The organism is Sulfuricurvum sp. (assembly GCF_028712165.1).
Classification (GTDB): domain Bacteria; phylum Campylobacterota; class Campylobacteria; order Campylobacterales; family Sulfurimonadaceae; genus Sulfuricurvum.
Genome location: NZ_JAQTQR010000048.1, coordinates 1 through 24,062, shown reverse-complemented (window position 1 = coordinate 24,062; position 24,062 = coordinate 1). Strand labels below are relative to the sequence as shown.

General features: G+C 43.6%; 34 protein-coding genes. 28 read left to right on the top strand and 6 right to left on the bottom strand.

Annotated features, from left to right (window positions below; translation table 11 throughout):
* Positions 1-23: 23 nt before the first annotated feature.
* The 7 genes from PHP90_RS09465 (at position 24) to PHP90_RS09435 (ending at position 3,843) form a co-directional block, all read left to right on the top strand.
* Positions 24-980 carry a thiamine pyrophosphate-dependent enzyme gene (locus PHP90_RS09465; protein ID WP_299928729.1) on the top strand — a complete coding sequence of 319 codons (957 nt, stop codon included), beginning with the start codon at positions 24-26 and terminating at the stop codon, positions 978-980.
* Positions 981-1,105: 125 nt separating this feature from the next.
* Positions 1,106-1,300, top strand: coding sequence for a hypothetical protein (locus PHP90_RS09460; RefSeq protein ID WP_299928726.1), 195 nt, complete (start codon positions 1,106-1,108; stop codon positions 1,298-1,300).
* A 91-nt stretch (positions 1,301-1,391) separates the two neighbouring features.
* Complete coding sequence (locus PHP90_RS09455; RefSeq protein ID WP_299928723.1) at positions 1,392-1,922, top strand: DUF2202 domain-containing protein; 531 nt, start codon at positions 1,392-1,394, stop codon at positions 1,920-1,922.
* Positions 1,923-2,025: 103 nt separating this feature from the next.
* Positions 2,026-2,436, top strand: a complete 411-nt coding sequence (locus PHP90_RS09450; RefSeq protein ID WP_299928720.1) for a DUF4332 domain-containing protein — start codon at positions 2,026-2,028, stop codon at positions 2,434-2,436.
* 116 nt (positions 2,437-2,552) lie between these two features.
* Positions 2,553-3,056, top strand: a complete 504-nt coding sequence (gene luxS / locus PHP90_RS09445) for an S-ribosylhomocysteine lyase (RefSeq protein WP_299928717.1) — start codon at positions 2,553-2,555, stop codon at positions 3,054-3,056.
* A 2-nt stretch (positions 3,057-3,058) separates the two neighbouring features.
* Positions 3,059-3,361, top strand: a complete 303-nt coding sequence (locus PHP90_RS09440) for a hypothetical protein (RefSeq protein WP_299928715.1) — start codon at positions 3,059-3,061, stop codon at positions 3,359-3,361.
* 47 nt (positions 3,362-3,408) lie between these two features.
* Positions 3,409-3,843, top strand: coding sequence for a hypothetical protein (locus PHP90_RS09435; protein ID WP_299928712.1), 435 nt, complete (start codon positions 3,409-3,411; stop codon positions 3,841-3,843).
* A gap of 5 nt (positions 3,844-3,848) precedes the next feature.
* On the opposite strand, the gene PHP90_RS09430 is transcribed toward PHP90_RS09435, so the two are convergent.
* The gene (locus tag PHP90_RS09430; RefSeq protein WP_299928709.1) at positions 3,849-4,052 is read right to left on the bottom strand and encodes a hypothetical protein; all 204 of its coding nucleotides are present in this window, start codon (positions 4,050-4,052) and stop codon (positions 3,849-3,851) included.
* Between the two features lie 226 nt (positions 4,053-4,278).
* Here PHP90_RS09430 and PHP90_RS09425 point away from each other — a divergent pair, with 226 nt between their 5' ends.
* Both PHP90_RS09425 and PHP90_RS09420 read left to right on the top strand, forming a co-directional pair.
* Positions 4,279-4,440, top strand: coding sequence for a hypothetical protein (locus PHP90_RS09425; protein ID WP_299928706.1), 162 nt, complete (start codon positions 4,279-4,281; stop codon positions 4,438-4,440).
* 93 nt (positions 4,441-4,533) lie between these two features.
* Entirely contained in the window at positions 4,534-5,283 is a 750-nt protein-coding gene (locus PHP90_RS09420; RefSeq protein ID WP_299928704.1) for an MnmC family methyltransferase, read from the top strand.
* On the opposite strand, the gene PHP90_RS09415 is transcribed toward PHP90_RS09420, so the two are convergent.
* The 4 genes from PHP90_RS09415 to PHP90_RS09400 are packed head-to-tail and all read right to left on the bottom strand — an operon-like array spanning position 5,258 to position 7,126.
* On the bottom strand, positions 5,258-5,569 hold the full coding sequence (locus tag PHP90_RS09415) for a hypothetical protein (protein WP_299928702.1): 312 nt from the start codon (positions 5,567-5,569) through the stop codon (positions 5,258-5,260). The genes PHP90_RS09420 and PHP90_RS09415 overlap by 26 nt on opposite strands.
* 3 nt (positions 5,570-5,572) lie before the next feature.
* On the bottom strand, positions 5,573-6,187 hold the full coding sequence (locus PHP90_RS09410) for a riboflavin synthase (RefSeq protein WP_299928700.1): 615 nt from the start codon (positions 6,185-6,187) through the stop codon (positions 5,573-5,575).
* A 12-nt stretch (positions 6,188-6,199) separates the two neighbouring features.
* The gene (locus tag PHP90_RS09405) at positions 6,200-6,883 is read right to left on the bottom strand and encodes a tetratricopeptide repeat protein (RefSeq protein WP_299928698.1); all 684 of its coding nucleotides are present in this window, start codon (positions 6,881-6,883) and stop codon (positions 6,200-6,202) included.
* Positions 6,884-6,928: 45 nt separating this feature from the next.
* The gene (locus PHP90_RS09400) at positions 6,929-7,126 is read right to left on the bottom strand and encodes a hypothetical protein (protein ID WP_299928695.1); all 198 of its coding nucleotides are present in this window, start codon (positions 7,124-7,126) and stop codon (positions 6,929-6,931) included.
* Between the two features lie 117 nt (positions 7,127-7,243).
* Here PHP90_RS09400 and mnmG point away from each other — a divergent pair, with 117 nt between their 5' ends.
* The 9 genes from mnmG (at position 7,244) to PHP90_RS09355 (ending at position 15,584) form a co-directional block, all read left to right on the top strand.
* Positions 7,244-9,118: a tRNA uridine-5-carboxymethylaminomethyl(34) synthesis enzyme MnmG gene (mnmG, locus tag PHP90_RS09395; protein WP_299928693.1), complete on the top strand. Its 1,875-nt coding sequence runs from the start codon at positions 7,244-7,246 to the stop codon at positions 9,116-9,118.
* A complete protein-coding gene (locus PHP90_RS09390; protein WP_299928690.1) occupies positions 9,118-9,987 on the top strand; it encodes a hypothetical protein in 870 nt (289 codons plus the stop codon). Before mnmG ends, PHP90_RS09390 begins: the two co-directional genes overlap by 1 nt.
* Positions 9,988-10,047: 60 nt before the next feature.
* Entirely contained in the window at positions 10,048-10,548 is a 501-nt protein-coding gene (locus PHP90_RS09385) for a Rieske 2Fe-2S domain-containing protein (protein ID WP_299928739.1), read from the top strand.
* Positions 10,549-10,558: 10 nt separating this feature from the next.
* A complete protein-coding gene (locus tag PHP90_RS09380) occupies positions 10,559-11,809 on the top strand; it encodes a cytochrome bc complex cytochrome b subunit (RefSeq protein WP_299928687.1) in 1,251 nt (416 codons plus the stop codon).
* A complete protein-coding gene (locus tag PHP90_RS09375) occupies positions 11,809-12,687 on the top strand; it encodes a c-type cytochrome (protein ID WP_299928684.1) in 879 nt (292 codons plus the stop codon). The genes PHP90_RS09380 and PHP90_RS09375 overlap by 1 nt, the downstream gene beginning before the upstream one ends.
* A 25-nt stretch (positions 12,688-12,712) precedes the next feature.
* Positions 12,713-13,108: a hypothetical protein gene (locus tag PHP90_RS09370; RefSeq protein WP_299928682.1), complete on the top strand. Its 396-nt coding sequence runs from the start codon at positions 12,713-12,715 to the stop codon at positions 13,106-13,108.
* 116 nt (positions 13,109-13,224) lie between these two features.
* Complete coding sequence (gene moaA, locus PHP90_RS09365) at positions 13,225-14,190, top strand: GTP 3',8-cyclase MoaA (protein WP_299928680.1); 966 nt, start codon at positions 13,225-13,227, stop codon at positions 14,188-14,190.
* Position 14,191: 1 nt separating this feature from the next.
* Positions 14,192-14,950 carry a 7-carboxy-7-deazaguanine synthase QueE gene (locus tag PHP90_RS09360; protein WP_299928678.1) on the top strand — a complete coding sequence of 253 codons (759 nt, stop codon included), beginning with the start codon at positions 14,192-14,194 and terminating at the stop codon, positions 14,948-14,950.
* A gap of 52 nt (positions 14,951-15,002) precedes the next feature.
* Entirely contained in the window at positions 15,003-15,584 is a 582-nt protein-coding gene (locus tag PHP90_RS09355) for a 6-carboxytetrahydropterin synthase (protein WP_299928676.1), read from the top strand.
* Here PHP90_RS09355 and glp read toward each other — a convergent pair.
* Positions 15,581-16,798 (bottom strand): gephyrin-like molybdotransferase Glp, encoded by a 1,218-nt coding sequence (glp, locus tag PHP90_RS09350; RefSeq protein WP_299928674.1) that lies wholly within the window; start codon positions 16,796-16,798, stop codon positions 15,581-15,583. The genes PHP90_RS09355 and glp overlap by 4 nt on opposite strands.
* Positions 16,799-16,865: 67 nt before the next feature.
* Here glp and PHP90_RS09345 point away from each other — a divergent pair, with 67 nt between their 5' ends.
* From PHP90_RS09345 to rpmJ, 10 genes are all read left to right on the top strand, one after another.
* Positions 16,866-17,276 (top strand): hypothetical protein, encoded by a 411-nt coding sequence (locus tag PHP90_RS09345; RefSeq protein WP_299928672.1) that lies wholly within the window; start codon positions 16,866-16,868, stop codon positions 17,274-17,276.
* 5 nt (positions 17,277-17,281) lie between these two features.
* Positions 17,282-17,941 (top strand): RsmE family RNA methyltransferase, encoded by a 660-nt coding sequence (locus PHP90_RS09340; RefSeq protein ID WP_299928736.1) that lies wholly within the window; start codon positions 17,282-17,284, stop codon positions 17,939-17,941.
* Positions 17,942-18,044: 103 nt separating this feature from the next.
* Positions 18,045-18,248: a 50S ribosomal protein L31 gene (gene rpmE, locus PHP90_RS09335; protein WP_299928669.1), complete on the top strand. Its 204-nt coding sequence runs from the start codon at positions 18,045-18,047 to the stop codon at positions 18,246-18,248.
* Positions 18,249-18,290: 42 nt separating this feature from the next.
* Positions 18,291-19,100: a 16S rRNA (cytidine(1402)-2'-O)-methyltransferase gene (gene rsmI / locus PHP90_RS09330; protein WP_299928667.1), complete on the top strand. Its 810-nt coding sequence runs from the start codon at positions 18,291-18,293 to the stop codon at positions 19,098-19,100.
* Between the two features lie 13 nt (positions 19,101-19,113).
* Complete coding sequence (gene rlmB / locus PHP90_RS09325) at positions 19,114-19,791, top strand: 23S rRNA (guanosine(2251)-2'-O)-methyltransferase RlmB (protein ID WP_299928664.1); 678 nt, start codon at positions 19,114-19,116, stop codon at positions 19,789-19,791.
* The gene (locus tag PHP90_RS09320; RefSeq protein WP_299928661.1) at positions 19,788-20,594 is read left to right on the top strand and encodes a hypothetical protein; all 807 of its coding nucleotides are present in this window, start codon (positions 19,788-19,790) and stop codon (positions 20,592-20,594) included. Before rlmB ends, PHP90_RS09320 begins: the two co-directional genes overlap by 4 nt.
* A gap of 10 nt (positions 20,595-20,604) precedes the next feature.
* Positions 20,605-21,234 carry a hypothetical protein gene (locus PHP90_RS09315; protein ID WP_299928658.1) on the top strand — a complete coding sequence of 210 codons (630 nt, stop codon included), beginning with the start codon at positions 20,605-20,607 and terminating at the stop codon, positions 21,232-21,234.
* 71 nt (positions 21,235-21,305) lie between these two features.
* Complete coding sequence (locus PHP90_RS09310) at positions 21,306-22,529, top strand: LL-diaminopimelate aminotransferase (protein ID WP_299928655.1); 1,224 nt, start codon at positions 21,306-21,308, stop codon at positions 22,527-22,529.
* Positions 22,526-23,785 (top strand): homoserine dehydrogenase, encoded by a 1,260-nt coding sequence (locus tag PHP90_RS09305; RefSeq protein ID WP_299928652.1) that lies wholly within the window; start codon positions 22,526-22,528, stop codon positions 23,783-23,785. Before PHP90_RS09310 ends, PHP90_RS09305 begins: the two co-directional genes overlap by 4 nt.
* A gap of 196 nt (positions 23,786-23,981) precedes the next feature.
* Positions 23,982-24,062: 50S ribosomal protein L36 (gene rpmJ / locus PHP90_RS09300; RefSeq protein WP_299928732.1), on the top strand; the 81-nt coding region annotated here is incomplete at its 3' end.

Below are 24,062 nucleotides of genomic sequence, written 5' to 3'. Positions count from 1 at the left end.
TCTCTTTTTTCTAAGGAGCCCTTATGTCAGAAATTAAAAAAATTAAAAACCTCAAAGAGTTCTCCACTTCGGCGGATCGCTTTGAAGGGGCTAACCTTCTTTGCCCGGGCTGTGCCCACTCGATTATTGTTCGCGAAGTTTTAAATGCAACGAACGATGATTTGATCCTTGCGGCATCTACAGGATGTTTGGAAGTTTGTACGGCAGTTTATCCGTATACTTCATGGGATGCTTCTTGGATTCACATCGGATTTGAAAACGGTTCATCTGCAGTAGCAGGTGCGGAAGCAATGTACAAAGCGCTTAAAACCAAAGGTCGTCTAAAACAACCGGATCGCGTACCTAAATTCGTCGCATTCGGCGGTGACGGTGCGACTTACGATATCGGTTTCCAATGGATTTCAGGATGTTTCGAACGCGGACACAACATGATGTATGTTTGTCTGGACAATGAAGTTTATGCAAATACAGGCGGACAGCGTTCATCATCTACACCAATCGGTGCGTCGGCTACGACAACTCCTGCAGGACGTGTAAGCTACGGTGAGAAGAAAAACAAAAAAGACATGATGGGAATTATGGCGGCACACGGTGCTCCATACGTTGCTCAAGTTGCTCCGAACAAATGGAAAGATATGGTTGCTAAAATCCAAAAAGGATTTGCGGCAGAAGGTCCGGTTTTCATTAATGCGATGTCGGCTTGTACGACTGAGTGGAAATTTGCACCGGAAGACACCATCGCTATCTCTGATTTGGCAACCGATTCATTGGTATTCCCATTGTATGAAATCATCAACGGTACGGAATTGAATATTACGTATCGCCCGAAAAATATTATCCCGGTACGCGATTACCTCGGTGCTCAAGGGCGTTTTAAACACCTTTTCACCAAGCAATACGAATACCTTCTCGATGAGTGGCAAGCACGTGTCGATAAAGAGTGGGAACGTCTCCAACGACGTGAAGAGGCTCGTGTCTAATAGACACCTGCTTCACTCCCCCTTTTCCCCTCTTTTCTTCTTTTCATAAATTTTCTTATATTGTGGAACTCTCTTTGCTTTAGTGTCTCTACTAAAACAATTATTGGATTATTATAATGTATCGTATGACCTATAACCACCTAAATACTACCGGATGTTCCGCTCGAGGTATCGCGAAACGTGAAAGCAAAGAAGAACTTCTAAAACTTGCCGAAGAACTCAAAGAATCGATTTGTAATATTCATATTGAAAAAGTAAAAGAGGATATGGATCAACATCTACCTATGGATCTATTTGAAAATATGAAAGAGCTGCGCTGAGATTTTTTAGTATATTCATTTGAGAGGTTGCTAACACATCGCTAACACTTCAATGCTATATTTTCTATCATAAAAACGAAAAGGGTGAAGAATGATAAAAGGTATAAGAGTAGCAATTTTAACGGTGTTTGTATTGGTAGGGTCTTTATATGCTAAGCCTGCAGCCTCAAATGTTGTATTAACGGATATGCAAAAAGCATCATTATTATTTATGTATCAGGAAGAAAAAGTAGCCCGTGATGTGTATTTAACATTTGCTATTAAATATCCTGCAACATATACATTTTCAAACATTGCAGCATCAGAACAAAAACATATGGATTCTGTAGAAAACCTATGCAGGAAATATAATGTAGATATTTCAAATATAAACGAAGCTGTCACTGGCGTATTTGTACTTCCGGAATTACAAAATCTATATAATACATTAACGGCTCAAGGATCACTTTCTTTGGTTGAGGGATTAAAGGTTGGGGTAGTAATTGAAGAAAAAGATATTATCGATATCGTTACCTATGAGCAAGGTATGCCAGCTGATGTGGTGCAAGTATTCGAAAATCTACGAGCAGGTTCATATAATCATTTAACTGCATTCCAAACAGCTTTATTAGCTGTACAATAAAAGAGTAGCGCTATACTGCGCTGCTATTTATAAGTACAATCAAATATTTCGTTTACATTTAAATGTTATAGTTTATCATATTTAAAAACTATGGAGGTATAGTATGGCAAATTATAAAGTTGATGCAGTTGAGGGAATTGGCCCGGTTATGGGTGCTAAACTCCGTGCAGCGGGGATTATGGATACAGATGCACTCCTAGAAGCAGTATCGACACGGACAAAACGTTCAATGCTGGCAAAGACAACTGAGATCTCAGAAAAAATTATTTTACGTTTCGCGAATATGGTTGATTTGTTTCGTATTAAAGGTGTAGGACCACAATATGCGGAGCTTTTGGAAGCATCTGGAGTGGATACGGTTAAAGAACTAGCCCAGCGTGTCCCTGCAAATCTGCACAAAAAAATGGAAGAAGTTAATACATCAAAAAATCTTAGCGGACGTGTCCCAACAGAAAAAGAGATCATTCAATGGGTGGAAGAAGCAAAAGAATTGCCGCGTACAATCGAATACTAAGTGATTCAAGTATAAAATTATTTTGTCCTGAATAGGCCAATGAGATTATTCTTCGATTTTAATCCTCGATTTAAACCTTTTTGTTACACTTCCTCCATTTAATGTGAGGAAGTTCTATGCCATTACTCGATAGCTTTACTGTAGACCACACTATTATGCCCGCACCGGCTGTACGTCGTGCCAAAGGGATGAAAACGCCAAAAGGCGATGATATCACTGTGTTTGACCTGCGTTTCTGCCGTCCTAACGAAGCAATTCTTTCCCAAGAGGGGATTCATACTCTCGAGCACCTTTTTGCAGGATTTATGCGCGATCACCTAAACTCAGGCTCTACCGAGATCATTGATCTCTCCCCTATGGGATGCCGTACCGGATTTTACATGAGTGTTATAGGTACGCCGAGTGAAGAAGAGGTCGTTTCGGCATGGGAAGCATCGATGAAAGATGTTCTTGCCGTTGAGAAACAAAGCGATATCCCTGAACTCAATATCTACCAATGCGGTACGTATAAAATGCACTCACTCGAAGATGCAAAAGCGATTGCAGCCGAAGTTTTACGCAAAGATATTGATATTATGGATAACGAAGCGTTGAAGCTCGATCTAACAAAGGTCAATTGATCATGGTGCTTTTATTACCGATGGATGGGGATGATACCCAAGAGAGCGAACTTACCGGAATTTTATCGGCAACTCATTGGGCAACCGTCGAAGTCGAAGAGGGGCAAGTCGTAGAGATCAATTTCTACACCGACCGAACCGCAATCGACGGATGGCTCGATGCGGTCATCGTGACAGGGAACTATGAGCCGGTGATGGAGTTTATCGACAATCAGATGATGGTCTTAGTTGCCCATACACAGCGCAGTATAGATGACATTGTCGAAGCCTATCTGTTCCGCGAGTTGCATGACTTGTCATTATGAGTTCCTTCTGCGATCTTTTTCAAACCTCGCCTCAGATGAAAATCTTGGTGGCGACCTCTCATGGCGATAATCTTATTGAAGAGGTATGTGCTTTTTTAGAGCCTTTTAACGCAATGGTCGATCTTTCCTTTTATCCGGGGGAGCATGAGGAGTATTCCTCTGATGTTATCGGTAAAAAAGATACGATCAAAGATTTTAACTCTCTAGTCCGCTCAGCTACCCGCGATTACGAAACGATTATCCTCCAAGATGTTTTACACCTGCATACCTTCCCGCTAAAATTATTACAACTTGTCTACCGTTCTTTGGAAAACTCCGCTGAGGTTATAATCGTCCAATCCAAAGGGGCGATAGAGACATCGGATATTGAGGCTTTGCTGGAGAAAGCGGAATTTCGTGCAGCGAATACGATTACGGATCTGATAGTGGGATACGATGTGATTGTTGCAAAGAAGATGCATATGTGGGGTAATGGTCTCTAATAAATTTATCTTCTCTTCGACACCGTGTGTTGCATTATCTTTCTCATCCCGATGAACATTAAAATCAATCCAGTGAGAGAGGTAGCCGTAAAAAGATATTCTCCATACATTATTTTTTCTGCAAACATTGCCGAAGCGATCATGCTGAATATTAAGAGCAGTATGCCGATAGAGACGGTGATGATCCCTTGCTTTTCTTTTGTATCCATAGTTTCCGCTTTGTTAAATGTGAACACCATTATAGTTAGGGAAGGCAAAAAGATATATTTTATGAAGAATTGAGATGGAAAAAAGGATGAAACATCATTGGGAATAAATAAAGTATGACAATTTTGTTGCATTTTTGATTATTATCGCAAGATTGGTGTGAAGAGAAGATAAAAAAGCGGGAATATTTGATGTATTCATAGTGATATCTTATACAAAGGATAAGCCATGTATGAATACGACGTAGTGGAAATGAACGATTCCAATTTCAACCATTTAGTCCATCATTTCGATGAAGAGGTATGTGAAATGATCGAATATGCGCAGGAACTCGATGCGCTTGGATTTCATGCCGAATATGGCAGTGGTATCTACTGGGACGAACACTGAAACGCGGAGATACCGGTTTGTTGAAAAGTGATTGTCATTATAGTTTTGGAAGGTAAAAAGATATAATTTTGCCAAACGAAAAAAGGTTCGGTAATGGCAAAAGAGTGGGTACAGAGCGAAGACGGCAGTTATACGGCATATTCTCCCGAGTATGACGAACATTACCACTCGACCAAAGACGGCGCCCTCAACGAATCGCTCAAAAAACATATCGAACCGGCCTTTGCCCTGCATGCTCAAAAAGATCATCTCCGCATCATCGACATCTGTTTTGGTTTGGGATTTAATACCTTATTGAGTCTCTATTATCGTGATTCCTATTTTCCAAATACGACACTCGAAATCTACTCCCCTGAGCTCGACGGTGAGTTGGTCGCTTCTCTCGTCGACTTTCCCTATCCCGAAATTTTTGAACCGTACCGCAACATTATCATCGATATCGCGACAATGGGAGGTTATGAGGATGAACGAACCCAGATCACGGTCGAGATTACCGATGCCAGAGCCGCGATGCGGGAGTTGGAGGGGGAGTGGGATATCTGTTATCAGGATGCCTTTAGCCCTTCTGTCAATCCTGTACTCTGGACACGGGAATATTTCACTGATATCGCACGGCTTATAGGAGAGGATGGAGTTATTACTACCTACTCAACGGCATTGGCAACACGACTGGCACTCTATGAAAACGGATTGAATGTCTATATGAACTCAGGTGAGGGGTATCGCAACGCGACGATCGCTTCACATCAAGAGATTGATGGATATGAGAAAGTGGATATGGAGTATAAGATTCGGTGTAATCCGAACGTACAAAGCCTTAGCGACGAAAATTCGGCTCTTTAAGCCGATAATGGTCGATGAGGTGACGCAGGCGGTTTTCGTTAAAACGCCAAAAGTGTTTCGAATCAAAATCGTGATGTACGGTCATCATTTGAAACAGAGATTCTTCGTCAATATGAGGATGGGAATTGTTGCATTCGACCATAATCCGCTCTAACAGTTCTACCGATTCGGGCGTTGTATCATCATCAGCTAACCGTTTTTTCGGGAAAAAGAGATAGAGTTTGTAAAAGGCAAGCACGAGCCCTCCGACAAAGGCTCCCATCATGATCCATTCGATGGTTTTCATAGGTTAATACAACGCGCTTATATGATCGATGTCGTTCCAGCTAAGATCTTTTTTACCCGATGAGGTAAGAATATGACGCATATAGCGGGCAAATACGTCGGTTTCAATATTGACACGTGTCCCTTTCTTATAGGTCCCGAAAAGGGTTTCGCGCATCGTGATGGGGATGATGGTGAGTCGGAACGCATTTGTCATCACTTCGTTGACGGTGAGACTGATACCATCTATAGTGATGGAGCCTTTCGGAGGGATCAGAGGGATAAATTCGGCATCGACATCGACGATCACATCATAGCTGTTGCCGTTATCGGTAATGGAGCGAATCGTTCCGATCGTATCGACATGTCCTTGGACAATATGCCCCTCGAATCGATCTCCCATCATCATGGCAGGTTCGATATGGACTTTGCCGGAGAGTTTTTCGGTGGCGATATGCGAGAGTGTTTCAGGGGAGAGTTCAACGGTGAATCCGTCGCTCTCGATGCTAACCACAGAGAGGCAGGTACCGTTGATTGCGATGGAGTCACCGAGTTTGGGTTTATGGGTGGCTTTGAGTACCAGGCGGTTACCGCCGAAACTTTTGACTGTTGCCATTTCCCGAATCAAACCTGTAAACATCGAACTCCTTTATTAAAAGACTATTTTACCCTCTTCTTGCAAAGAACGGATAATGCTTTTCGCTTTTTCATGACCGTTGTAGGCTGCTTTACGGCACCACTCCAAAGCGGTATCGTTATTCATTTCACACCCGAGTCCCTGATCAAACATCAGTCCAAGATTGTATTGAGCCTCTGCTAGGTTCATATTGGCGGCACGGGAAAAACAGATAAATGCTTTGGCATAGTCTTGGGATACCCCGTGTCCCTCTTTGAAAAGGACTCCGAGGTTGTTAAAGGCATTGGCATTTCCCCGTTTGGCGGCCTCTTCGTACCAGAATGCCGCTTCGGAGAAATTTTGGACACACCCGAGTCCCCGCTCTAGGGCAAGAGCCGCTTCAAACTGTGCCTGAGGGAATTCGAGTATGGCGGCGCGAAGCATCAGATCGTATGACTTGAATTGATCGTGCGGCACGACCACTCCGTCGGCATACATGAGAGCAAGATTGTAAAGCGCGGCTGGTTCATTTAGCTCGGCAGCCTGAGAATAAAGGAGAAAAGAGCGCTCCAGCGAACTTTCGACCCCTAACCCTTTTTGGTGCATGTAGCCAAGTGATGAGAGGGCGGTAGGGTTGTTTTGGAGCGCTAGGGTTTCGAACAGTTCTAGCGCCTCTTCGTAGCGCTGGGCATTGAAAGCGTCAAATGCGGTTTGGAGCATAAAGATAACCTCGATTAATTTTGACGTGATTATAGCGAGGCGGTCTTAACGACGCACTTTTCGGTCACTTCTTTGTTTTTCTTTAAGTTTAGTGACAACGTCTTTGAGTTCCTCTTTTTTCTTGAGGAGTTCATCTCGGACTAGGTACTCGTCTCCGCCGTCAACCTCAGGATCGTATTCGAGAGGTTCAGGAATATAGTTTTTCAGTAGCTCTTCTAATGTTTTGGTGTTTGCGGCATCCATGTATGTCACCTGTCATCAAAATATTTTCTTAATTGTAGGCAATTTTTCCTTTGCCTTTTTATAGGTTTCAACAATGGAAGCTATAATTGCACTAATAATCTATGTAAAGAAGCAATTATGACATATGACGTAATCGTCGTCGGTGGAGGGCATGCAGGAATTGAAGCTGCTCTTGCATCGGCGCGTATGGGACAAAATACTCTTATGGTCTCTATTTTAGCGGAACAGGTGGGAGCGACAAGCTGTAACCCGGCCGTCGGCGGGTTAGCGAAAGGGCATTTAGTACGCGAACTTGATGCTCTGGGCGGAGAGATGGGACTGCTTACCGATGAAGCGGGTATCCAGTTTCGAATCCTCAATATCACCAAAGGGCCTGCCGTCCGCGGAAGCCGAGCGCAGATTGATATGGATCGCTACCGTGTAATAGCGCGGAATAAAATTTTGACGACTCCGAATATGTCGCTTATCCAAGAGACTGTTAACTCGTTGATTATCGAAGACAATACGGTTGTCGGCGTGCGTACCCATTTGCTCAATGAATACCGTTCCAAAAAGGTGATTTTGACAACGGGGACATTTCTAAACGGTGTCGTCCATATCGGTGAGATCACTCAGGAGGCAGGACGTTTTGGCGAATTTCCGGCAAAAGGGCTTACCGACTCTCTTCGTGAAGCAGGGCTGAATGTCGGACGGCTCAAAACGGGAACCTGTCCCCGTGTCGATAGCTCCTCAATCGATTTTAGTGTCATGGAGATCCAAGACGGGGACGAACTTCCGAATCCGTTCAGTTTTCGTACCGACCGTGCCGAATTTGCACGGACGAAAAAACAGCTTCCATGCTATATCGCCTATACGAATGAAGAGACCCATCACCTGATCGAGGGGAATTTCCATCGTGCACCGCTTTTTACCGGTCAGATAGAGGGGGTAGGGCCGCGTTATTGCCCGAGTATCGAAGACAAGATTAACCGATTCCGGGATAAAGAGCGTCATCATCTCTTTATCGAACCGCAGACGGCGGAGAATACCGAATGCTATATCAACGGAATGTCGACGTCGCTTCCGCCGGATGTTCAACGTGCCATGATCCACTCCGTAGTGGGAATGGAGAACGCTAAAATCGTCCGTTACGGATATGCGATCGAGTACGATTACGTCGATCCGACCGAACTCAAACATACATTGGAAACGAAAAAAGTCAAAAATCTCTATTGTGCCGGACAGCTCAACGGAACCACCGGATACGAAGAGGCAGCGGCTCAGGGGATGATGGCGGGAATCAATGCCGCACTCTCACTCCAAGGAAAAGAGCCTTTGGTTTTACGCCGAGACGAAGCGTATATCGGTGTTCTGATCGATGATTTGGTAACCAAAGGGACGAAAGAGCCGTACCGTATGTTCACCTCCCGTGCCGAATACCGGCTATTGCTTCGTGAAGAGACGGCAGACTTGCGTCTGGGCCGATACGGTCACGCTTTGGGACTTATCGATGATGCGCAGATGCAACGGATTGAGATGAAACGCGCTCAAATCGCGGAGGGGCTGAAACTTCTTGAAGAGACCGTTTATACTCCGAACAAAGAGTTCTTGGCATTTTTGGCTTCTATCGATGAAGAACATATTACCGATAAACTCACCGCAACCCAGCTCGTTTCCCGTAAAAGTTTTGAACTGGACAAATTGGTGAAGCTGATTCCGAGTTTCGCAGAGCTTGACCCCTATATCCAAGAGCAGATTCTGATTGAGGCAAAATATGCCCGTTACGTTGAGAAACAAAGCGACGATATCGAACGGATGTCCAAAATGCTCCATATCACGATCCCGGAGAATTTTGATTTCAAAACAGTTTCGGGTCTTTCCAACGAGATCGTGGATAAACTCTTCAAATTCAATCCTCCGACGTTGCAAGCCGCATCGCAGATTAGCGGTATGACACCGGCAGCTTTGGATATTTTGCACATCTATATCAAAATGGCAGGAAAAGGTAAATAATGCGTTATTTTTATTATGTCCATACGGGGCACCGTATAGGACTGGATCGGTTTCACCGCGCCGTTTCCATTGTCACTGAACTTCAAAAAGAGATCGATATTACACTGCTCTGTTCGGATTTTCGCATCGCGGCGGAAGCAAAAGAGTATGGAATTAAGCGCTCCGTCGGAGTCGATTTGGTTCGGAATATTCCTCAAATCGCACATCACGGCGATAAAATTATTTTTGATTCGGCAGAGATCAACCCAACGCTTTTGGATGACATGACACAGTTCTTTTCAACATTTATCCGTGTCAGTGATGACCCTTTAGACACGAAACATGCCAGAGAGTTTTTATTGTCACCGTACCTGGAGGGTGACAATATATGTAAAGCATTTATGGTTCACGAACGCTATTATGAGCAGCTTCCGAAAACAATTCCTCTTGCGCTTTTTTTCGGGGATGATGATTATGAAAAAGACTTGGAGAAAAATCAATCCCTTTTTGCCCCGTTTCATATGGATTTATTGATGGGTTTTTACCATTTTCTCGGATATGAAAAAGCCCTGAAAGAGAGTTTTAAAACAATTTACGATTCGGAATCGTACGATGAAGTGATTCGTCAAAGCGATATTTTGATCAGCGGATCACCTCAAGCGGTGCTTCAAAACTTAATAAGCGGCGGCAAACCGATTTATTTACAACGTATCGACTATACAAATAATTTTATTCCGTTATTTGAGTCACTTTCAATCCCGATTATTAAAGAATTGTCCCAAGAACAGCTTATGCAAACGATAAATAAAGCTGTATCAAATTCTTATCACACATTTGAAAAAAGTAACACCAAAGTAATCGAATTCATAAGAAAAACTTTCAATTTATAGAAACTTAAACCTTTTTAACTTATGATGTAGGGTTAAATTTCCAAATTAAGTGAGATGGCTATGATGGACGAAAGCAGAAGAGGGTTTATTGGTAAAGCCTTTGGTGCCGTTGCCGCGGTCGGGGGGGTTGCCTCTCTCATTGCGATGAAAAAAACGTGGGATCCGCTTCCAAGTGTTATGTCTGCCGGTTTTACAACGGTAGACGTATCTGGCTTGGAAGCCAATAAATTAGATATCGTTGTATGGCGGGGTAAACCGGTATTTATTCTTAAATACACCGAAGATATGAAACCGACAGATGGCCGTACTGTCAAAGTCGGCGATCATTACTATTCGGTAATGATCGGTCTTTGTACGCACCTCGGTTGTATTCCGGGTTATGAAGAAGATAAAAAACTATTTAAATGTGCTTGCCACGGCGGTGAGTACAGTCCTGACGGTGTCAATACATTTGGACCTCCGCCTCGACCATTGGATATTCCACCGTTCAAAATTGACGGTACAACCCTCGTCCTAGGCGATGAAGGTCCGGAATACAAAAAAATGACGGCGAAAGCGTAAGGGGGGCGAAATGGCAAAATTTAAAAAAGCAGATTCTATGCTTGAATGGTTTGACCAACGCCTTGGCGTTGTCAATTTCGCGAAAGTGATGATGACGGAATATTGGATTCCGAAAAATATCAATTTCTTGTGGGCTATGGGTGTATTGTTAACCATGCTCTTCACGATGCTTTTAGTATCGGGTATTTTCTTGTTGATGTACTACAAACCGGACGTTAATATGGCGTTTGACAGTGTTAACTACACCATTATGCAAGAGGTTGCATACGGTTGGTTATTCCGTCATATCCACGCAGTGGGTGCTTCGGTTGTTTTCTTGATTATCTATATCCATATGTTTACGGGTATCTATTACGGCTCATATAAAAAGGGACGTGAGATGATCTGGATTTCAGGGATGTTGTTATTCATGCTTTTCTCTGCAGAAGGGTTCAGCGGATATATGCTTCCATGGGGACAAATGTCGTATTGGGCGGCGTATGTTATTACTGAAATTTTCGGCGGTATTCCTTTCATCGGTGATGATTTGGTTGTTTGGATTCGCGGTAACTTCTATGTAGCGGATGCAACATTGACTCGTTTCTTTATGTTACACGTATTGTTGATTCCATTGGCGATTTTGGGTGCTATCGTATTCCACTTCTATTCGCTTCGTTTCCCTCACGTTAACAACGAAAAAGGTGAGTTTTTTGATTATGAAGTAGAAGCAGAAAAATACCTTGCCGGTGACAAAAAACACTCTAAAGTTATCCCTTTCTGGCCTGTATTCTTGTCAAAAGATGTATTCGTTATGGGTGTGTTTTTGATTTTCTTCTTCTATTTGGTGTTCTTCCATTACGATTTTGCAATGGATCCGATCAACTTTGATAAAGCAAACGGTCTTAAAACACCTGCTCATATTTATCCTGAGTGGTATTTCTTGTGGAGTTATGAAGTATTGCGCGGATGGTTCTTTGAAATCGCGGGTATTTCAGGTAAATCTCTCGGATTGATGGCGTTTGGTTTTGCAAACGTTATTTTCCTCTTGATTCCTTGGTTGGATCGTTCACCTACGGTTAAACCGGCGAATCAACGTCCGTTCTTTAAATATTGGTTCTGGATTTTGATGGCAGATTTGATGGTATTGACTGAATTTGGTAAATTGCCTCCGACCGGCCCTAATGCATGGGTTGGTTTCGGTGCGTCATTGACGTTCTTGGTATTGTTCCTCTCATTACCGTTTATTACGAAGATGGAAGCTAAAAAGGCAGGTAGAAAATAATGAAAGAATTTAAAATTTTAGCCGTAATCCTGATTCTTGTCGGGATTACGTATTATGGAATCGAACCGTATGCACACAGTGTTATGCATCCTGAAGTGGCTCCAGCCGATTTTACTTTCCAAGATGTTAAAAACGTTGATACCAAGTTAACCGGTAATGCTGCAAACGGAAAAACACTTGTTGAAGCGAACTGTATCGCATGTCATGCAATCGAAGCTGCAGGTAATCCTGCGGTGATGAGTAACGCCGATGCCGCTGCATCATACGGTGTTGTACCACCGGATTTGAGTCATGCAGGACGTATTTATGATGCGAACTTCTTGGCGAATTTTGTATTTGATCCGGTAAGCGCAATGCATTTGCAACACAAATACAATGCTGAGAGCGGAAAACAATTCCCAATGCCTTCTTACAACTGGATGGCGCCTCAAGACATTATGGATATCGTTGCTTACTTGCAATCGATCGCTGTAAAAGTAACGGATGATAAAGCGGGTCATAAAGCAACTTTTGAAGCGGCATGCGGACGTTGTCACAATATGCAATACGCCGGGATTGAAGCAACAACTCCTGCGGATAACCTTAAAACCTATATGGGAACAGTTCCTCCGGATTTGTCTCAGTACATTAAAAGCCGTGGTGAACACTATCTCCACAGTTTTGTAAATGATCCTCAAGTATTGCTCAAAGGGACATCAATGCCACGTGTGGGATTGACCGAAAAAGCGCAAGAAGAAGTGATCGCATATATGGAAGAGATCGGTGATTCGAAAAAAGCGGAACGTAACAGCCTTGGACTATGGGTAATGGCGTACATGGTAGTGTTCGCGTTCCTCGCATATCTATGGAAACGCAAAATTTGGGAGGAGGTGCACTAAGGTGCACCTTTACGAGGAGTAACGGATGAAAATGATTAAAATATTGGCTCTCTCTGCCCTTATCACTTCAGGTGTTATGGCAGATGATACCTTGGCCCTTAACATGAGTCAAATGGAAAACGGATTGAGCAATGTTCAAAAAGGGTTTCTTTATAATTCTCCAGCGCTGATCAAAGGTGGAGTTAGTGAGATTCAAAAAGCAGATGCACTTTTCCACGATGTCGATGCAACTAAAAAATATCTTCCAAAAGATAAACAGCATATGAGTAATATCGCATTCAATGCGGCAAAACGTATTGATACTGCATCTAATGACTTGATCAAAGCATTGGATAAAAAAGAGTATTCAAAAGCACATAAATCGTATTCTGAAATCGTGGATGCGTGTACCGCATGTCACGCAGTCGTTCGCGGCTGGTAATAACGTAACCCCTTCCAGGGGTTCTTCCTCTAATTCCCTCAATAAATAAAATTCAAAACAACTTTTAGGTACTATCGCGCATTGCTCCTAATTTTAGGATTTTTTCAAGGATATATGTGTTAATAGATAGTTATGGCAGAACGGTCGATTATTTACGTGTTTCAGTGACGGAACGGTGTAATTTTCGCTGTCAATACTGCATGCCGGAAAAACCTTTTTCGTGGGTTCCAAAAGAAAACTTGCTCAGTTTTGAAGAGTTGTTTGAATTTATCAAAGTTTCCATTGACGAAGGAATTAAAAAAATTCGTATCACCGGCGGTGAACCGCTGCTGAGAGAAGATCTCGATAAATTTATCAAACTGATTTACGACTATAAAAACGATATTGATTTAGCGATGACGACCAATGCTTTTTTATTGAAAGGGTCAGCCCAAAAACTTTATGATGCAGGTTTGCGACGTTTGAATGTATCAATCGATTCACTTAAACCCGAAGTAGCCGAAACCATTGCAAAAAAAGATGTCCTTCGTCAGGTTCTCGAAGGGGTTGAAGAGGCGCTTCGTGTCGGTTTGAAAGTAAAAGTGAATATGGTTCCGATGAAAGGACTCAATGAGTCCGAAGTTCTCGATGTTTTGGAATACTGCAAAGCCAGAGGGATGGTCGTCCGGTTTATCGAATATATGGAAAACGTCCATGCCGAAGTGGATATCAAAGGGATGAACAGCATCGAGTTGCTGGAAATCATCGGGAGCCGTTATTCGTATATAGATGAGGGATTTGACGGCCACTCACCGTCACACTATTACAAACTAGAAGACGGTTATGAGTTTGGAATCATTGAACCGCACAAAGACGATTTTTGTACCAAATGTAATCGTATCCGTCTTACAGCCGAGGGGAATTTGATTCCGTGCCTTTATTTTGATGAAGCGATGTCGATCCGCGATGCAGTGAGACGCGGAGATATCAAAGAAGCGGCATTGGTGCTTAAAGAAGTCATTCGGACGAAGCCGGAAAAGAATCGCTGGAGTGAAGGAGATTCTGAAGTCTCCAGCCGTGCGTTTTACGAAACCGGGGGGTGAGATGCTGTATTTAGTTGAACATTTCTATTCGGTTCAAGGCGAGGGGAAATACACGGGGGTACCGTCACTGTTTTTCAGATTCGGCGGATGCAATCTAAAATGCGAAGGGTTCGGATGCCGTGAGAGTGCACCGGACGGTTCTGAGATTTTGGGATGCGATACGGTGTATGCTGTCGATCGCAAAGCGTTTGGTGAACTCTGGCAGGAAATCGAAGAACTTCAAACACTGATTTGGATTATGAATGGATATCGTCTTCCTCCGCATGTGGATATTGTCCTCACCGGCGGTGAGCCTCTCATCTATGCGAATGAGCCGATTTTCGTTGAGTTTATGGAATATTTGGTATCACAAGGTCATCGGGTTACGTTTGAAACCAATGCGACCATTGCTCCCGATTTTAAACGGTTCCCTTTTTATAAACAAGCAACGTATGCCCTTTCGGTAAAACTCTCAAACAGCGGCGAACCAATAGAAAAACGGGTAAAGCCGGACGTGTACGGGGAAATCATCGCCAACGCAAAAGAGAGTTTTTTCAAATTTACCGTGGATGAGCCCTCATTGGTAAGTCATATCGAATCCGAAATCGATGAGATCATTGCCCCGCATCCTTTTACACCGGTTTATTGTATGCCGCTTGGAGGGGATAAAGCTCATATCGAAGCGAACTGCGAAGCGGTGATCGAGTTTTGTAAACTCCGCGGGTTTATCTACTCGGATCGTTTGCACATTCGAATTTGGGATCAAAACCACGGGGTATAATACGTATGACATTTAAGTCATAGAATGTGACTTTAAAACGACAAGGTTTATTATGGTAATTCGTAAACTTTTTAAATTCGAAAATGCCCACATCGTTCGCGGGTGCTCAACTCAGCGATGCCGTGCTTCAATTCACGGCCATTCGTACAAAGTCGAAGTGCTGTTTGAATCTAAATATCTTGATCACGGTCAGATGGTCTACGATTTTGGTCTTATGAAGCAGGGGATGAAAGATCTGATTGACAGCTTTGATCATGCCGTAGCTATCTGGGACGGTGATCATGCAGAGTATATCGAAGCGATGAAAGAGCATTCCAATCGATGGGTACTTCTTCCGGTATCTCCATCATGCGAACAGTTTAGTCGCGTTATATTTTTGATGCTGGATCGTCTTTTGTCATCCACCGACATGATTAACGGAGAGCAAGAGGTAAAACTCCACAGTATCATCGTACATGAAACCGAAACGGGATATGCGCAATGTTTTGAAGAAGATGCCTATTCGGAACGGATGGGGGTCATACCTTTGGAATCGATCTTATTCAGTGATGAAGTTCGTGAGGGGTGGAGCGATCCACGATTATGGCAAAAGATATTAGCCGGAGAAACGTTTTTAAATCCGCAAACCGTTTAGAGCGTAATCAGCGAATTCTGGATCGGAGAACTCATGCACCATCGTGTAGGGATCACTTTGATCACCGCATCCTGCTCAAATCCATCAACCGAAGCATCCACCATCATATAGGCGTTTGCCTGCGACAGCGGCAGTACCATTCCCGGACCGAAATTGGCGCTTGGAGTGAATGCCGCTCCATCAAACCATCCCGGAATCAAAGCACGGCGACCTTTTTTCATTTTAAACGGTTCTGCAATTTTAGTGGTTATCGTGGAGAGGTATTTATCGCTTCTTCCGCTCAGCGAGAGGATGGCACTCTGACCAAAGAGCTCAAAACATAGTGCTGCTGCAAGAGGATTTCCGGGAAGGTTGAGAATCACAGTATTCCCGATCCGCCCGAAGGTAGTCGGCTTCCCGGGCTTGATGTCCACGGATTCAAAAGCACTTTCGAAACCGAGCGATTGAAACGCTTTTTTGGTGAAATCGGCATCCCCGACACTCACTCCGCCGGAGGTAATGATCAGATCGGCATTCAATGCACTTTTGATATGTTCCTGGATCGACTCGAGAGTATCTTCTGCTGTTGCGGTAGAGATAACATCGCATCCGAGTTCACGGGCACGCGATGCAAATGTAGGGGTATTGGTATTGTAGAGCTGATTGGCTCCCAAGGTCTCATAATGCATTTTAAGTTCATTGCCCGAAGAAAAGATGGCGACACTCGGACGGCGATAGAGTTTGACATGTGTAATTCCCTGGGAAGCCAAGAGAGAGATATGATGGGCACAAAGAAAGGTTCCCGCAGTGAGGAGGGTCATACCTGCTTGGATATCTTCGCCTTTGAGACGGATGTGTTGAGATGCCTTGATAAAGGAAGGGAAGGTGACGTGGTCTTCATTGACAACGACCTCTTCGATAGGGACTATCGCTTCGCACCCTTGAGGGATTTTTGCCCCTGTCATGATACGGATGCATTGATCTTCTACAAGACGGATCTCGTCTTTATCTCCCGCAAATACGACACAAGACTGCAGCAGAGTTTTTCCGGCATCTGCGGTACGCACGGCGTATCCGTCCATGGCGGTATTGTCAAAAGAGGGGAGTGAATATTCTGCAACGACATTTTCAGCCAGTACACGATGGATACTGTTTTCGATCGGTGCGATTTCGCTTCCCAATGGCGATGAGAGTTTGTATACCTGTTCTAATGCCTCTTCTACACTGATTGCCATAGGGATCCTTTTTGCATCTGCTATTTTGTAGTATCAATTATAGGCGATTTTAGGTAAAATCCCCTTTATGGAAGAAATGTATAAAATTGGAATAGAAATCCACTATGCGGGTGTTATTGTACTGATGGGGATAGTCGGTTTTAATATCGCTATGCTTGCCTTGTCACAGCAGATTGTCCGTTATGCACAACGGATGCGGGTTGTTATGCCGATTTCAGGCTCGTTGATCGCGATGCTGATATTGACCGGCGCTGTCATGATGGCGGCGAAACACTTGCAGTTTACATTGCCTAACATAGCAATGATCGTCGCAAGCATCGTGATGATTATACTGGAAGCCAAACGGTATAAAACTCTCAAACGCCGAACCGATATCACAAAAGAGGGTGCTTTTAGCGAATATAAGAAAAAAGCCTTCCGCTTCTTGGGAATTGAAATGGCGATGCTGCTTTTGATTACTGCGTGGATGCTGGCGTGAAATTCATGTTGAATTCGAATGCCGGCTCTTTGGAGCTGAGTATTTCGGGTGAAGACTATAAGTATTTGATTAAAGTTCGCCGTCATAAAGTCGGGGATACGGTATGTTTTCGCACAAAAGAAAAATTGAGCGAAGAGTATCGTTACCATCTGGAACGAACCGATGGAAAAAATGGCTACTTTTCGCTTCAAAGTCACCATCATTCCCCATGTGTCAATGAACGTAAGCTTCATATCGGATGGTGTTTAATTGACCCTAAGACGGTCGAAAAAACGTTGCCGATGCTGACTGAACTTGGGGTGGAAAAAATCACTTTCATCCATTGCCATCGCTCACAGCAAAATTTTCGGCTCGATTATGAGCGTATGATGCGTCTTATGGAAAGCTCGATTATGCAATGCGGACGAACCTCTTTGATCGAGTTGAGCGAATCACCGGCGTTAAGTACCTTTTTAAAAGCACATCCGGATGCCGTCATTTTGGATTTCGGCGGAGAGACCCTAAAATCGGATGAAAATATCGAGACAGTCGTGATCGGGTGTGAGGGTGGTTTTGATGAGAATGAGCGGAAGCAGTTTGCCTCTCATCGTGTACGGCTTTTTTCGTCACCGATGATTTTACGTTCCGAAACCGCCGCAGTCGCGATAGCATCACGATTATTGTAAAAAAAGAAATTTTTCGTTATAATTCGCGTCCAATTATCCGCCCCCGTACGGATATAAAACTATACAGACCGACGTACAACGCCGTCGATCACAAGGCAAACCTATGAAAAAAGATCTTCACCCGAACATCGTAGAGTGTTCTGTTAGCTGCGCATGCGGTAATACATTCACAACAACCAGCACAAAAGACACAATCCGTGTCGATATCTGCAGTGCATGTCACCCGTTTTATACCGGTTCTGAACGTCAAGTAGATACAGCAGGACGTATTGATAAATTCAAAAAACGTTACGCTTTAAATTCGTAATTTAAACCTTTGCCTCTTTGGGGGCAGAAACCGAGCACTCTTATGCTAAGCCTCGTCCCCACTCCTATCGGAAATATTTCTGATATTTCACTTCGTTCTCTCGACGTTTTATCCACTGCTGATGTCATCCTTTGTGAAGATACCCGTGTTACCAAAAAACTGATTCATTTGCTCAAAGAGCGCCATAATCTTACGACTTCAGAGCCGCAATTTTTGAGTCTTCATTCCCATAATGAAGCGGATTTCGTTTCCAAACTGACTCTCGAATTTTTTAATTCTAATGTGGTATATGTGAGTGATGCTGGGATGCCTGGGATCAGTGATCCAGGGCAAATGCTAGTACGCTATTGTTTAGATCAGAGTATTTCTTATGATATTTTACCGGGTGCGAATGCAGCACTTACCGCTTTTGTTGCCAGTGGATTTGTAGAGACGAAAATGCTTTTTTTCGGATTTTTGCCCCACAAAGGGAATGACCGCTCTTCCGCGCTTCAAGAAGCTTTGTTTAACGGCTATACGACGATATTGTACGAATCTCCCAAGCGTTTGGATAAATTACTTGCAGAACTTGTCATTGCAGCACCTGATCGGCAGATTTTTTTAGCAAAAGAACTTTCCAAACGGTATCAGAAGTTTTATCGCGGAACGGCATCCGAGTTGATTCCACAGATGGAAAAAGAGATACGGGGTGAATGGGTGGTTGTAATCGAAGCTTCCGCGGCCAAAGGCTCATCTTTGAGCGAGCAGGATATTCTTGCTCTGGATATTCCCAAAAAAGCCGCTTCCAAACTGATCGCCAAGATTACCGGCGAGAATCCAAAAGAGTGCTATCAGCGCCTCTTACAATCTTAGGATATAATACAACATGCTTATATATGGAAAACAACCGGTTTATTACGCACTAGAACGCCACAAGGATCGTATCAAGGTTCTTTATCTGGCAAAAGAGATTGAGAAAAAAGAGTATTCGCTGCTTATGAAAATGGGCTTTGAAATTAAACGAATCCCGGAAAAAGCGGCTCAAGCAATGGTCAAAGGGGGAAATCATCAAGGTTATATCGCCGAGATTTCTCAAGTTGTTCCCTATGCTTCACCATTTCTCAAAAAATGCGACTTTGTGGTGATACTCAGTTCGATTACCGATATGGGAAATATCGGCTCGCTCATCCGCAGTGCCTATGCACTTGGGGTGCAAGCGATTGTCATCAGCGGCATTAAAGAGCCGAATCTGGAACCGATGATCCGAACCAGCAGCGGCGCGGCACTTGATCTTCCGATCGTCATTATTCATAATATCCATGACGTACTGCATGAGCTGAAACAATCAGGGTTTCAGGTGTACGGAGCAGTTATGGACGGACAAGATATTCGTGAGACTACGTTTGCTGCAAAACGGGCGTTGGTATTGGGTAACGAGGGAGAGGGACTCAGCGGCAGAGTTCAAAAAAGTCTCGATGTAGGAATATCTATCCCTATGGCACACGATTTTGATTCTTTGAATGTCGGTGTTGCCGGCGCAATTTTGATGGAGAGAATGAGATGAAACAACCTAGTACGTTCGAAGATTTGCAGGCTCTGGGAACAGAGAAAATTCATGAGCGGACTCATATCTCCCGTGATAAAGTAGAGTTGGTTTTGACCAAGTCCTATGGAGATATCGGACGTGTTCAATTTATGGGTTTTATGTCGATTTTGGAACGTGAATACGGGATTGACTTGAACGAAATCAAAGAGGAATACACAAAGTTTTATCAAGACCATATCGCTACGTTACCCCCAAAACAATCCGTGATTTTACAATCTTCTTCAAATTCGAAACCCAAATGGATACTCGCCGGAATCATTTTGATTGCAATGTTGATGATCGCCGGATACATTGCACAAGGTAAAATGTCCAATGAACCTCACGAAGAGGTGATGAAACTGAGCGTACCGACCATGCCGATCAAAGATGCTATGATCGATACCAATATGACAGATATCAATGAGACAAATAGCACGATTGTTACAGCAAACAGTGAGAAAAACGCTACTAAGCCGAGTGCTCCTGAGCCCACAATATCGGGAAAAGGACTTATTATCCATCCGATTTATAAAGTTTGGTACGGGATGATCGATATGGCAACCGGTAAGAGAATTCAAAAGATCACGACGGATCCGATTCGCATTGATACGACTAAAAATTGGCTCATCTTCTTAGGACATGGACGCTTGGAAGTTGAGTCATCATCCGGAAAAATTGAGTTTAAACAAATGGATCCCATCCGTTTTATTTGTGAAAATGGCGTTTTGAAAGAGTTGAACAAAGATGAATTCATAGAACGAAACGGTGGAAAAGACTGGTAAGGGTTGCTGAATGAAACGTTTAATCTTATTTCTATGTTTCCCTTATCTTCTTTGGGGAATATCGTTTAATATTCAGATTACTTTCACCGGTGAGCCTACGGTAAGCCTAAGAACCATTACTCAAGCATTTAATGCCTTGGGATATAAGTTTGATGTTTCGTCGTTGAGCGTTCAAAACGGTTCAGGAAATATCGAGGGGATAGCGAGCGGGAACAGAGTGTTCACTCCGGAAGTTCTGGGTGAAAACCTAAAAGAACAGGGAATCCGAATCGACAGTGCCCATGCAGATCAAAACGGACTTGCATTAGTGCTGAATACACAAGATGCTATTTGGAATACCCCCTTGCTTGGAAGTGATGAGGGTACAGAACTCAAACGGGTAAACAGTGCCCAATGGTTTCGTGTTGAACAGGGACAGACTATCCGTATTGTCCCTCCCTATACGAGTAAATGGTATCCTGAGATTGCCGTTTTGGACAGCTCAATGCATGTTTTGGATTCATTCCGTTCGTTGGAGCCAAAAGATGAATATCAATTTGAACTTCCCCAAAACGCCTATTATCTTAAAATCTCCAATGCTCAGGGGATGAAAGTGATTCACGAAGGGATGTGGATCGAATCCATGAGCCCTGGACGATAAGTCCTTACATTATATAAAAACTAAGCCTCTTATGCTAAAATGGCGCAATTTTTTAATCACAGGTTGTAGCCATGTTTGATGAAATCCAATTTGACCGGATTAGACGCCTCCCGAAATATGTATTTGCCGAAGTAAACGAGCTTAAAATGGCGCGCAGACGTGCCGGAGCCGACGTTATCGATTTTAGTATGGGAAATCCTGACGGGGACACACCGAAACATATTCGCGAAAAGTTGATCGAATCGGCACAAAAAACCAAAACACACGGATACTCGGTTTCCAAAGGGATACCAAAACTCCGACAAGCGATTTGTGATTGGTACAAACGCCGTTATGACGTCGATCTTAATCCGGATACCGAAGCGGTTGCAACAATGGGTTCTAAAGAGGGGTATGCCCATCTCGCCTATGCAATCACCAATCCGGGTGATGTCGCGGTAGTCCCTGATCCGACGTATCCGATTCACTCATACGGATTCATTTTAGCGGGCGGTAATGTTCAGAAAATGGAGTTGCCGTTTGATGAAGATTATAAAGTCGATGAAGATCTTTTCTTTGAACGATTGGAACAGGCATTTCATATATCCTTTCCTAAACCGAAATTCGTAGTTGTCAATTTTCCTCATAATCCGACAACAGCAACGGTAACCCCGGAATTTTATACCCGTATTGTCGAAATGGCAAAACGGGAACGTTTTTACATCATCAGTGATATTGCCTACGGTGATTTGACATTCGACGGGTACAAAACTCCGTCTATTATGTCCGTTCCGGGAGCAAAAGATGTAGCGGTTGAGAGCTTTACCCTCTCAAAAAGCTACAACATGGCGGGATGGCGCGTCGGCTTTTTTGTCGGAAATGCTAAATTGATCGGGGCTCTTCAAAAAATCAAAAGCTGGTTGGATTATGGAATGTTTACCCCGATCCAAGTGGCAGCAACGATTGCGCTTCAAGGCGATCAAACGTGTGTACAGGAGATTACCGATAAATACGATCATCGCCAAGATGTTTTGATCGAAGCATTTAACCGCGCAGGCTGGCCGGTTCGTCGTAATCAGGCATCGATGTTCGTGTGGGCAAAAATTCCTGAATGTGCCCGTCATTTAGGAAGTTTGGAGTTTTCAAAACGTCTTTTGGTCGAAGCGAACGTCGCGGTAGCACCGGGGATCGGATTCGGGGATTACGGTGATGAGTATGTTCGTATTGCATTGATTGAGAACGATAAACGTATCCGTCAAGCGGCAAAAAATATCAAACAGTTTTTAAGTACGTTGGATTGCAAGGGTGCCGAGTGACACGTGTCGGCGTTATTGGAGTCGGTACGGTCGGGCGTTCTGTTGTACAGATTCTTGAAGAGAACAAAAATATTATTTCTGCACGTTCTGGGGATGAAATCGTAGTCAAAAGCGGTGTGGTTCGTAATCTTGAAAAAGCATCCGACCTCTCTATTTCACTTTCCCAAAACCCTTACGATATCGTCGATGACCCTGAAATCGATATTGTTGTTGAATTAATGGGGGGTGTTGAACTCCCTTTTGAAATTGTTAAGAAAGCACTGCAAAACGGTAAAGCGGTGGTTACTGCGAACAAAGCCCTTTTGGCCTACCATCGCTACGAGCTTCAAGAGATCGCGGGGGATATCCCGTTTGAATTTGAGGCAAGTGTGGCCGGCGGAATCCCGATTATTAATGCGTTACGTGACGGACTTTCGGCAAATCATATTCTCTCTATTATGGGAATTATGAATGGCACGTGTAATTTTATGATGACGAAGATGATGAACGAAGGGGTTGCATTTGAGGATGTATTGGCTGAAGCACAGCGTTTAGGCTATGCAGAAGCCGATCCGACCTTTGATATCGGAGGATTTGATGCGGCGCATAAACTTCTTATTCTCGCCTCCATAGCCTATGGAATCGATGCCAAACCCGAAGAGATTCTGATCGAAGGGATAGAGGGGATAACCCAAGAAGATATTGCATTCGCAAAAGAGTTCGGATATACGATCAAACTTCTCGGAATTGCAAAGCGTGACGATACTGAAGTAGAATTACGCGTTCATGCGGCCTTGATCGATGAAGATGCAATGATCGCAAAAATAGATGGGGTTATGAACGGAATCAGTGTTGTAGGTGATCGAGTCGGCGAAACCCTCTATTACGGCCCGGGCGCAGGCGGAAATGCGACAGCGAGTGCCGTAGTCGCCAACATCATTGATATTGTACGCTCCGGTAAGCGCTCTCCGATGTTGGGATTCAACCATCCTCTTGAAGAGGGACTTCATCTCAAAACCCAAGGCGATATCCGATCAAAATATTACCTTCGTCTCCGAGTAATCGATAAACCGGGTATACTGGCACAAATTACGAGACTCTTTGCAGATCACATGATATCGATTGAAGCGGTTATTCAGCGCCCTTCCGAAACGGAATGCGCGCATCTGCTCTTTGCAACCCACGAAGCGACGGAACGATCCATTCATGCGTTAATGAACCAACTTGAAACATTGGATGCCGTTCTTGAGTCTCCGTTTATGATACGAATCGTATAAAGACGAATCGTATCCCCCTTCCATTTTATACCTTAATAAAAATTTAACCTTCATTACTGTATTATACGCGTCCACTTTGCCCTCTCGGACAAATAGAATTGAATGTTTATAACTGCGTTCAATCGTAGTTACAAGTATTGGTGTGATCATTTTCCACCTACGAGAAGCAAGTGATTTAAATCAACGGAGCCTACCGATGAAAGTACGTTCTTCAGTGAAGAAAATGTGCGATGATTGTAAAGTCATCAAACGTAAAGGGATTGTGCGCGTAATCTGC